The organism is Streptomyces sp. AV19, from assembly GCF_015999245.1.
Lineage (GTDB): Bacteria > Actinomycetota > Actinomycetes > Streptomycetales > Streptomycetaceae > Streptomyces.
On the sequence record NZ_JAEAMR010000003.1, the window covers coordinates 509,019 to 519,309 of the forward strand.

Annotated in this window: 6 protein-coding genes and 2 pseudogenes; 6 read left to right on the plus strand and 2 right to left on the minus strand. The window is 75.1% G+C overall.

Annotation, left to right across the window (positions count from 1 at the left end; genetic code table 11):
* Positions 1-187 precede the first annotated feature (187 nt).
* The 3 genes from leuS to I5Q34_RS02350 all read left to right on the plus strand — a co-directional run bounded on the left by leuS (position 188) and on the right by I5Q34_RS02350 (position 4,973).
* The gene (gene leuS, locus I5Q34_RS02340; protein ID WP_199890366.1) at positions 188-3,073 is read left to right on the plus strand and encodes a leucine--tRNA ligase; all 2,886 of its coding nucleotides are present in this window, start codon (positions 188-190) and stop codon (positions 3,071-3,073) included.
* Between the two features lie 174 nt (positions 3,074-3,247).
* The gene (locus I5Q34_RS02345; RefSeq protein ID WP_199890367.1) at positions 3,248-4,024 is read left to right on the plus strand and encodes a hypothetical protein; all 777 of its coding nucleotides are present in this window, start codon (positions 3,248-3,250) and stop codon (positions 4,022-4,024) included.
* 103 nt (positions 4,025-4,127) lie between these two features.
* A complete protein-coding gene (locus I5Q34_RS02350) occupies positions 4,128-4,973 on the plus strand; it encodes a DegV family protein (RefSeq protein ID WP_199890368.1) in 846 nt (281 codons plus the stop codon).
* A 29-nt stretch (positions 4,974-5,002) separates the two neighbouring features.
* Here the strand turns inward: I5Q34_RS02350 and I5Q34_RS34310 are convergent, their stop codons facing one another.
* A complete protein-coding gene (locus I5Q34_RS34310) occupies positions 5,003-5,263 on the minus strand; it encodes a hypothetical protein (RefSeq protein WP_234428441.1) in 261 nt (86 codons plus the stop codon).
* Positions 5,264-5,408: 145 nt separating this feature from the next.
* Between I5Q34_RS34310 and I5Q34_RS02355 the strand changes: the two genes are divergently transcribed.
* Both I5Q34_RS02355 and I5Q34_RS34315 read left to right on the plus strand, forming a co-directional pair.
* Entirely contained in the window at positions 5,409-6,152 is a 744-nt protein-coding gene (locus I5Q34_RS02355) for a helix-hairpin-helix domain-containing protein (RefSeq protein ID WP_374192961.1), read from the plus strand.
* Positions 6,153-6,496: 344 nt separating this feature from the next.
* Positions 6,497-8,332, plus strand: a pseudogene (locus I5Q34_RS34315) (ComEC/Rec2 family competence protein); the annotation flags it as partial.
* Positions 8,333-8,645: 313 nt separating this feature from the next.
* Here I5Q34_RS34315 and I5Q34_RS34320 read toward each other — a convergent pair.
* Entirely contained in the window at positions 8,646-8,897 is a 252-nt protein-coding gene (locus I5Q34_RS34320) for a hypothetical protein (protein WP_277965491.1), read from the minus strand.
* Between the two features lie 200 nt (positions 8,898-9,097).
* Between I5Q34_RS34320 and holA the strand changes: the two are divergent.
* A pseudogene (holA, locus tag I5Q34_RS34325) lies at positions 9,098-10,030 on the plus strand (DNA polymerase III subunit delta); the annotation flags it as partial.
* Positions 10,031-10,291 lie beyond the last annotated feature (261 nt).

The window sequence follows — 10,291 nt, forward strand, 5'->3', positions numbered from 1 at the left end:
ATGCGTGCCGTACGCCTCCTGCTTAGCGAGCCGCGCTGATCAGTCCCGACCGGTGGCCTCCGGTCGGAATCGGCGCGGCGTCCCCTCCTGTGCGAGGGGCTTTTTCGTTTCCGGGGAACGGCCGTTTGCGGGCCCCCGGGACGCGCTTCCGCAGGCAGAGACGACGATCGATGGAGCTTTGAGGACGATGAGCGAGACCACTACCGGCGCCGAGGTGGCTGCCCCGCACCGCTACACGGCCGCGCTGGCCGCCGACATCGAGGCACGCTGGCAGGACGTCTGGGACACCGAGGGCACGTACGAGGCGCCCAACCCCGACGGCGAGCTGGGCGGCGACCCCGAGGTGGTGGCGCGCCCCCGCAAGTTCATCATGGACATGTTCCCGTACCCGTCGGGCGCCGGTCTGCACGTGGGCCACCCGCTGGGCTACATCGCCACCGACGTGACCGCGCGCTACCACCGCATGACCGGCCACAACGTCCTGCACACCCTCGGCTTCGACGCCTTCGGCCTGCCCGCCGAGCAGTACGCGGTGCAGACCGGCACCCACCCCCGGGTGTCGACCGAGGCCAACATGGAGAACATGAAGGCGCAGCTGCGCCGCCTGGGCCTGGGGCACGACAAGCGCCGCTCGTTCGCGACGATCGACCCCGAGTACTACAAGTGGACCCAGTGGATCTTCCTGCAGATCTTCAACTCCTGGTTCGACCCGGAGGCGAAGAAGGCCCGGCCGATCGCCGAGCTGGTGGCGCAGTTCGAGTCCGGTGAGCGCGCGACCCCCGACGGCCGCCCCTGGGGCGGGCTGAGCGCCGTCGAGCGCGACGCCGTGCTGGGCGAGTACCGGCTGGCCTACGCCTCCGAGGCGCCGGTGAACTGGTGCCCCGGCCTGGGCACCGTCCTGGCCAACGAGGAGGTCACCGCCGACGGCCGCTCCGAGCGCGGCAACTTCCCGGTCTTCAAGTCCAAGCTGCGCCAGTGGAACATGCGGATCACCGCCTACGGCGACCGTCTGCTCGACGACCTGGACGCGCTGGACTGGCCCGAGGCCATCAAGCTCCAGCAGCGCAACTGGATCGGCCGCAGTGAGGGCGCCCACGTCGACTTCGCGATCGACGGCCGCCCGGACGCCAAGGCCACCGTCTTCACCACCCGCCACGACACCCTCTTCGGTGCCACCTACCTCGTCCTGGCGCCCGAGCACCCGCTGGTCACCGGTGACGATCACGGCTCGATCGTCCCGGCCGCCTGGCCCGAGGGCACCCACGAGGACTGGACCGGCGGGCAGGCCACCCCGGCCGAGGCCGTCGCCGCCTACCGCAAGGAGGCCGCCGCCAAGTCCGACGTCGAGCGGCAGGCCGACGCCAAGGAGAAGACCGGCGTCTTCACCGGCGCGTACGCGGTCAACCCGGTCAGCGGCGAGAAGCTCCCGGTCTTCGTCGCCGACTACGTGCTGATGGGCTACGGCACCGGCGCCATCATGGCCGTCCCCGCCCACGACAGCCGCGACTTCGCCTTCGCCCGCGCCTTCGACCTGCCGATGCGCTGCGTCGTGCAGCCCTGTGACGACCGCGGCACCGACCCGTCCGCCTGGGCCGACTCCTTCGACTCCTACGAGGCCGAGATCATCAACTCGGCCGGCCCGGAGGTCTCGCTGGACGGCCTGGTCGTCCCCGAGGCCAAGACCCGCATGGCCGCCTGGCTCACCGAGAAGGGCATCGGCGAGGGCACCGTCAACTTCCGCCTGCGCGACTGGCTGTTCAGCCGCCAGCGGTACTGGGGCGAGCCCTTCCCGATCGTCTACGGCGAGGACGGCGTCGCGCGCGGACTGCCCGAGTCGATGCTCCCGCTGGAGCTGCCCGAGGTCGAGGACTACGCCCCGCGCACCTTCGACCCGGACGACGCCGACACCGAGCCGGAGACCCCGCTGTCCCGCAACGAGGACTGGGTCAACGTCGAGCTGGACCTCGGCGACGGCGTGAAGACGTACCGCCGCGAGACCAACACCATGCCCAACTGGGCCGGTTCGTGCTGGTACGAGCTGCGCTACCTGGACCCGCACAACGACGAGCGGCTGGTCTCCGCCGAGGCCGAGCGCTACTGGATGGGCCCGCGCGCGGACAAGCCGCACGGCGGCGTGGACCTGTACGTCGGCGGCGCCGAGCACGCCGTGCTGCACCTGCTGTACGCGCGCTTCTGGTCCAAGGTCCTCTTCGACCTGGGGCACGTCTCCTCGGCCGAGCCGTTCCACAAGCTCTTCAACCAGGGCATGATCCAGGCGTACGTGTACCGCGACGCCCGCGGCATCGCCGTGCCGGCCGCCGAGGTCGAGGAGCGCGACGGCGCCTTCTACTACAACGGCGAGAAGGTCGGCCGGCTGCTCGGCAAGATGGGCAAGTCCCTGAAGAACGCGGTCACTCCGGACGAGATCTGCGCCGAGTACGGCGCCGACACGCTGCGCCTGTACGAGATGGCCATGGGCCCCCTGGACGTCTCCCGCCCCTGGGACACCCGTGCCGTCGTCGGCCAGTACCGGCTGCTGCAGCGCCTGTGGCGCAACGTGGTGGACGAGGGCACCGGTGAGGTCACGGTCGTCGACGCCGAGCCCGACGAGGCGACGCTGCGCGTCCTGCACAAGACCATCGACGGCGTGGGCCAGGACATGGCGAACCTGCGCTTCAACACCGCCATCGCCAAGGTGACGGAGCTGAACAACCACGTCACCAAGCTGGCCGAGGTGCCGCGTTCGGTCGCCGAGCGGCTGGTGCTGCTGTTCGCGCCGCTGGCCCCGCACGCCGCCGAGGAGCTGTGGCACCGGCTGGGCCACTCCGAGTCGGTCGTGCACCGGGACTTCCCGGTGGCCGACCCGGCGTACCTGGTCGACGAGGCCGTCACCTGCGTCGTCCAGATCAAGGGCAAGGTCAAGGCGCGGCTGGAGGTGCCGCCGTCCATCTCCGAGGAGGAGCTGGAGAAGACGGCGCTGGCCGACCCGGCGGTGGTCGCGGCGCTGGGCGGCGCGGGCATCCGCAAGGTCATCGTGCGGGCGCCGAAGCTGGTGAACATCGTTCCGGCGTAGCGGTTTCGGTTTGTAGCGCTTCGGTTCGTGGCGGCGTCGGCTTCCCCTTACGGGGCGGTTGCGGGCAGGTTGGGGGTTCCTTTGGAACCCACGGCCTGCCCGTGCCGTTTACGGTGGAGAGGTGCCTCATGAACCCCTGAACCCCGCCGAACCGAATCCTGTCGAGGAGCGCCCATGGAAGCCGCGGCCGTGATCATCGCCCTGATCTTCGCGGTGCTGGTCGCCCTCGGGGTCGTCGCCACGGTCAAGGCCGTGAAGGCCGTCAAGCGCGGGGTGGACCGCACGGTCACCGAGGCCCGGCGCACGGTGGAGGACACCCGGCTCAAGGCCCGGCGGTACGTCCAGCCGGGCGCCGGGGGCGAGGTGGCCCAGCTGCGGCTGTCCCTGCGCACGACGATGCGGGCCACCCAGGACGCGCTGCGGCTGGGCGTCCGGGAGGACCCGTCGCTGTCCGAATCCCTGGCCCTCTTCGAGCGGCTGAGCGCGCACGGCCGCGAGTTGGACGAGGAGCTGCGGCGGCTGGAGACCGAGCCCAGCGCCGAGCGGGTGCGGGAGAGCCTGCCCGCCCTGCGCGAGCGCACCGAGCGCATCCGGCACTCGGCGGACTCCCTGCGATGGGCCGCGCAGGACCGGGCGCGGCGGTTCTCGGACGACGACCTGGCGGATCTGGACGAGCAGATCCGGATGGAGGCGGGGGCGCTGCGGCACTGGATGCCGGTGGACGCGGAGGAGCCGGGGGCTTCGGGGACGTCGGGGGTCTCGGGGGCGTCGGAGGTCTCGGGGAACGCAAGGGCCTCGGGGGCTCCGGCCTCGTCCGGGCCGTCGACGCCGTCCCCGGCGCCCGGCGCGGAGCGGCCCTCGATAGCGGGGCGGCAGCCGTGGCAGGAGGGCGACCGTCCCTGGGAGAGCGGCCGGCTCCAGGGGAAGTGGCAGAAGAAGAGCGCGAGTTGACCGGTTCGGTTGCGGTCCCTCTTCCGCGGCCGTCCTCGGTCTGAAACGATCATCTTCGAGGCCGGGCCGCCCGGCCGGGTGCGGGGCGGGTAACCTCCGGGGCATGTCCCGCCATGTCGCCATCGTCACCGATTCCACGGCCTATCTGCCGCCGCAGGCGATGGAGCGGCACGGCATCACGGCCGTACCGCTCACGGTGGTCCTGGGTGACGTGGCGCTCGAGGAGGGCACCGAGGTCTCGGCCCGGTCGGTCGCCCAGGCGCTCCAGAAGCGGCGGCCGGTGACCACGTCCCGGCCCGCCCCCGAGGTCTTCGCGGGCGCGTACCGCGCGGCGGCCGAGGCCGGGGCCGAGGCGATCGTCTCCCTGCACCTGTCCGCCGAGTTCTCCGGCACCTACGACGCGGCCGTGCTCGCGGCGCGCGAGGCGCCCGTCCCGGTGCGTGTGGTGGACACCGGCATGGTCGCGATGGCGCTGGGCTTCTGCGCCCTGGCCGCCGCCGAGGCGGCGCAGGCGGGCGGCACCCTCGACGAGGTGGTGGCCGCCGCCGAGAAGCGTGCCCAGGGCACCGCGGCCTACTTCTACGTCGACACGCTCGACTACCTGCGCAGGGGCGGCCGCATCGGGGCCGCGCAGGCCCTGCTGGGCTCGGCGCTGGCCGTCAAGCCGCTGCTCCAGCTGGAGGGCGGCCGCATCGAACTGCGCGAGAAGGTGCGCACGGCGTCCAAGGCCATCGCCCGCCTGGAGGAGGTCGCCGTCGAGCGGGCCGGTGCGGTGTCGGTCGACGTCGCGGTGCACCACCTGGCCGCCCCCGAGCGCGCGGCCCTGCTCGCGGAGCGGTTGCGGGAACGGCTGCCGGGGCTGGGGGAGCTGCATGTGAGCGAGGTCGGGGCGGTCATCGGGGCGCACACGGGGCCGGGGCTGCTGGGCGTGGTGGTGTCACCGCGGTAGGGCGGGGGCCCCTCGGGCGGGTGACGGAGTTATCCACAATGCCGGGGTTTTCCACGGGAATTGAGCTTGATCAGCGGGGGTGGGCGGGGGCGTCTAGCGTCACGCTCCATGACGAACTCCTCGCTGACGAACTCCTCGTTGCGCGCATCGACATCCGCTTCCGTGCCGGCTTCCACTTCATTGCCTTCCGCTTCATCGCCTTCATCGCCGACTGTGCCTGTTTCTGCCTCGTCGCCGACTGCGCCCGCCGTTGCCGAGCGTGCCGCGCTGCTGGTGGGGGCGGGGGCCATGGGCAGCCTCGGCGGGACGCCGCACCGAGCGTCTGCCCGGGCCCCCGGCGGTGCCGCTGCGGTCGCGGCTGCCCGGGACCGTCCGCCGGGCCGCTCAAGGCGGCGGGTTCGGGGCGGGCATGCGACCGCGGGCGGGGGTGGATCTGTGACGGGGGCTGGACGCGCGGGCCCGGCGGCCGGGCAGCGGGCCGTTCGAGGCCCGTCCGGGGGCGCGGACCCGCCGGGCGGGGTCCGCCGGCTGGTGCTGTGGGCCCAATTGCGCTGCGGCGTCGAGCCGAAGACCCTCGCCGCGCTGGCGGTCGTGCTGGCCGCCGCGGGCGTCTTCGCCGCGTACCACTTCTGGACGGGGCGGCCTCAGACGGTCCGGGCGCCCGCCCGGGAGACCGCTGTCGCCGCGGCGGCGCGCGCGCCGGTACCGCTTGCCCCGCCCGCTCCTCCCGCGCCGACGGCCAAGGGCGTGGTGGTGGACGTCTCCGGCAAGGTGCGCCACCCGGGCATCCGGCGGCTTCCGCCCGGATCACGGGTCGTCGACGCCCTGGACGCGGCCGGCGGTCCGAGCCCGGGCGTCGACCTGACGGGCCTCAACCGCGCGCGCTTCCTCGCCGACGGCGAGCAGATCGTGGTCGGCGCCCCGCCCAACGCGCCCGCCCCGGGGGCAAGTCCGGCCGGAGGGCCGGCGCAGCCGGGCGCGGGCGGCGGCCAGGTCAGCCTCAACTCCGCGACCGCGGAACAGCTCGACGCGCTGCCGGGCGTGGGCCCGGTCCTCGCCCGGCACATCGTCGACTACCGCACGGAGCACGGCGGTTTCCGCTCGGTGGAGGAGCTCCGCCGGGTCAACGGCATCGGCGCCCGCCGCTTCGCGGACCTGAGATCCCTGGTCCAGCCGTGAACCGCCCGCCCTCCCCGGACCACGGCACCGGCGACGCGGAAGTCCCCGCCCGCCCGGCGGACCTGCGCCTGCTGGTCCCCGCCCTGGCCGCCTGGGCCGGAGCGGCGGTGGCGCTGACGGCGGACGGCGGCACGGCCGCGGTGTGCTGCGCGCTGGCGCTGTCGGCGGTCTGCTGCCTGGCCCTCGGCGCGCGACGGCGGCCCGCCGGGCCCGTGGCGGTGGCCCTCGCCGCGGTGCTGCTGTGCGGGGCGGCCGGCGCGGCCACGGCGGCGCTGCGGGCGGCCGACACGCGGCGCGGTCCCGTGCCCGAGCTCGCGCGGCACTACGCGTCGGCCACGCTCGACGTGACCGTCACCGAGGACCCCCGGGCCGTCCGTCCGCACGTCCGAGGCGCGGCCCGCACCGCCCCGGCGGTCGCGGTCGAGGCGGAGGCGACCCGGGTCACCACCGGGACGGGCGGGGCCACGGCCGTCCGCACGCCCGTCCTGATCATCGCCCCGCCCGACTGGGGCGGGCTGCTGCCCTCCACCCGGCTCAGGGCCTCCGGCCGGCTCGCGCCGCCCGCCCACGACGGGGACCGGCCCGCGGCCGTCCTCCGCGTCGGCGACCACGGGCCGCCCCGCGTCACCGGGCCGCCCACGGCCCTCCAACGGGCGGCGTCCCGGCTGCGGGAGGGGCTGCGCACGGCCACCGACGGGCTCGCGCCGGACGCCCGGGCGCTGCTCCCCGGGCTGGTCGTCGGCGACACCTCACGCATCCCGCCCGACCTCGACGACGCCTTCCGGGCCACGGACCTCACGCACCTGCTGGCCGTTTCCGGAAGCAACCTGACCATCCTGCTCGCCCTGCTGATCGGCCCGCCCCACCTCGCCGCGCGGGCCGAACGCCGGGGCGCGGCCGCCCGGCTGGGCATCCCGCTGCGCTGGACGGCGGTCGCGGGCGGGGCGCTGGTGCTCGGGTTCGTCGTGGTCTGCCGCCCCGAGCCGAGCGTGCTGCGGGCGGCCGCCTGCGGTCTGGTGACCCTGCTGGCGCTCGGCACGGGACGGCGCCGCACCCTGCTGCCCGCCCTCGCGGCGGCCGTTCTGGCGCTGGTGCTCTACGACCCGTGGCTGGCGCGCAGTTACGGGTTCCTGCTCTCGGTGCTGGCCACCGGCGCGCTGCTGACGATCGCCCCGCGCTGGGCGAAGTCCCTGCGGCGGCGCGGGATCCCGCCGAGGGCCGCCGAGGCGCTCGCGGCGGCCGCCGCCGCGCAGGCCGTGTGCGCGCCGGTGATCGTCGTGCTGTCGTCGCGGGTGAGCCTGGTCGCCGTTCCCTGCAACCTGCTGGCGGAGCTCGCGGTCGCCCCGGCCACCGTCCTCGGCTTCGCGGCCCTGCTGACCGCCCCGCTCGCCCCGCTCGTCGCCCACGCACTCGCGTGGCTCGCCGGCTGGCCCGCCGCCTGGACGGCCGGGGTGGCCCGCACCGGCGCGGCCCTCCCCGGGGCGGAGCTGGGCTGGCCCGACGGCTGGCCCGGAGCGCTGCTGATGGCCGTGGTCACGGTGTGCGCGGTGTTCGCCGCCCGCCGCCTGCTGCGGCACGGGCGCCCCGGCCGGTGGGCGTGCGCGGCCTGCGCGCTGCTGCTTGCCCTGGCGGTCCTGCGCCCGGCCCCGCTGGACCGGGCGGTCACCGGCTGGCCCCCGCCCGACTGGCGGTTCGCCGCGTGTGACGTGGGCCAGGGCGACGCGCTGGCACTGGCCGCGGGCGACGGCGCCGCCCTCGTCGTCGACGCGGGCCCCGAACCCAGGTCCGTGGACCGCTGCCTGCGCACACTCGGCGTGGAGACGGTGCCGCTGTTGGTGCTGACGCATTACCACGCCGATCACGTGGACGGGCTGTCCGGCGTGCTGCGCGGCAGGCCGGTCGGGGCCATCGAGGGCACCCTGCTCCAAGAGCCCGCGGAACAGGCCGCGTTCGTCCGGCGCGAGGCCGGGCGCGCCCACGTCCCGCTGGTCACCGTCACCCCGGGCGAGCGCCGGCACCTCGGCCGGCTGTCCTGGGAGGTGCTCTGGCCCCCGGCCCCCGGGGCCGTACCGGAGGCGGAGACCGGCCCCAACGACGCCAGCGTCACCCTCCTGGTGCGCACCGCCGGCCTGACCGTGCTCCTGCTGGGCGATCTCGAACCGCCCGCTCAGCACGCCCTCCTGGCCGCGCACCCCGAGCTGCCCCCGGTCGACGTCCTCAAGGTCGCCCACCACGGCTCCGCCCACCAGGACCCGGAGCTGACGAGCCGGCTCGCCCCGCGGCTCGCCGTGGTGTCGGCGGGCAGCGGAAACCCCTATGGGCACCCGGCCCCGCGCACGCTCGCCGCGCTGCGCGCCGGGGGCGCGGCGGTGCTGCGCACCGACACCGACGGCCCGGTCGCCGTCACGGGGACGGCCACCGCCGTCCTGGGCGGCCCGGACGCCGGCCACCGGCCGCCCGGGATGCCGGGGACGCCGGGGATGAGCCGGGCGGTCACTCCGCCTCGACCCAGCCCTCGTACTCCTCGGCCAGCTCGCGCAGGGCCGTCGTGTCCAGCGCGCCGTCCGGGTCCTCCAGGACCACCAGCCACTGGGCGTCCTCCGCGTCGTCCTCCCCGGCCAGGGCCTCGCGGACGATCTGCGGGTCCTCGCCCAGGCCGAAACGCCGCCCGGCCAGCTCGGCCGCCTCCTCGGCGGCGTCCCGGTCGGGGAGCACCAGCAGGTGGCGACGGTGGGCGGGACGCACGGCGTCGGAAGGACCGGAAGGACCGGAAGGACCGGAGGGAGAGGAAGGATTGGAAGGAGAGGAAGCACTGCTCACCCGCTCATTGTGCGACAGGGTGCGGACCGCGCCGGAGGGGGGTGTCGGTGCCGCGTGGGATGCTGGACGCGATGGCCAGGAAGACTGCAACCGACGACGTTCTCGCTCCCGTGACCCTTGCCGTGGGCCAGGAGGATCTCCTCCTCGACCGCGCGGTACAGGAGGTGGTGTCGGCCGCCCGCGCGGCCGACGCGGACACCGACGTCCGCGACCTCACCCCCGACGCCCTTCAGCCCGGCACCCTCGCCGAGCTGACCAGCCCGTCGCTGTTCGCCGAGCGCAAGGTCGTGATCGTGCGCAACGCGCAGGACCTCTCGGCGGACACGGTCAAGGACGTGAAGGCGTACCTCGGGGTGCCCGCCGAGGAGATCACCCTCGTGCTGCTGCACGCCGGTGGCGCCAAGGGCAAGGGCCTGCTGGACGCCGCCCGCAAGGCCGGCGCCCGGGAGGTCGCCTGCCCGAAGATGACCAAGCCGGCGGACCGGCTGGCGTTCGTCCGGGGTGAGTTCCGCGCGGCCGGCCGCTCCGCGACGCCGGAGGCGTGCCAGACCCTGGTGGATGCCATCGGCAGCGATCTGCGCGAGCTGGCGAGCGCCTGCGCGCAGCTGGTGGCCGACATCGAGGGCGTGATCGACGAGTCCGTCGTCGGCCGCTACTACACGGGCCGGGCCGAGGCGTCCAGCTTCACCGTGGCGGACCGCGCGGTGGAGGGCCGGGCCGCCGAGGCCCTGGAGGCCCTCCGCTGGGCGATGGCCACCGGTGTCGCCCCCGTCCTGATCACCAGCGCGCTCGCGCAGGGCGTCCGCTCGATCGGCAAGCTGGCCTCCGCACCGCGCGGCGCCCGCCCCGGGGACCTGGCGCGCGAGCTCGGCATGCCGCCATGGAAGATCGACCGGGTGCGGCAGCAGATGCGCGGCTGGACGGCGGACGGCGTGGCGACGGCGCTGCGTGCCGTCGCGGAGGCGGACGCGGGGGTGAAGGGCGGCGGGGACGACCCGGAGTACGCGCTGGAGAAGGCGGTGGTGGCGGTGGCGCGGGCTGCGCGGGCGCGGGGGTGAGGGGGGTGCCCCAGCCCCGCCCTTTCACCGTTTCTTCCGGGGCAGGCCCCGGGCCCGGACCGCGCTCCGCGCGGTGAGCGGGGCTTCGCCCCTGCACCCCACCGGGGGCTTCGCCCCCCGGACCCCTGAAGCGCCCTTCGGGCGCTGTCCTCAAGCTCCCCCAGAGGGGGCACCCCCAGACGGGCTGAAATTCAGCCCGTCTGGGGGTCGCGCTCGCCGCCCGCTACAGCGTCGACGCCGTGGCCCGGGACGCGGCGGGCC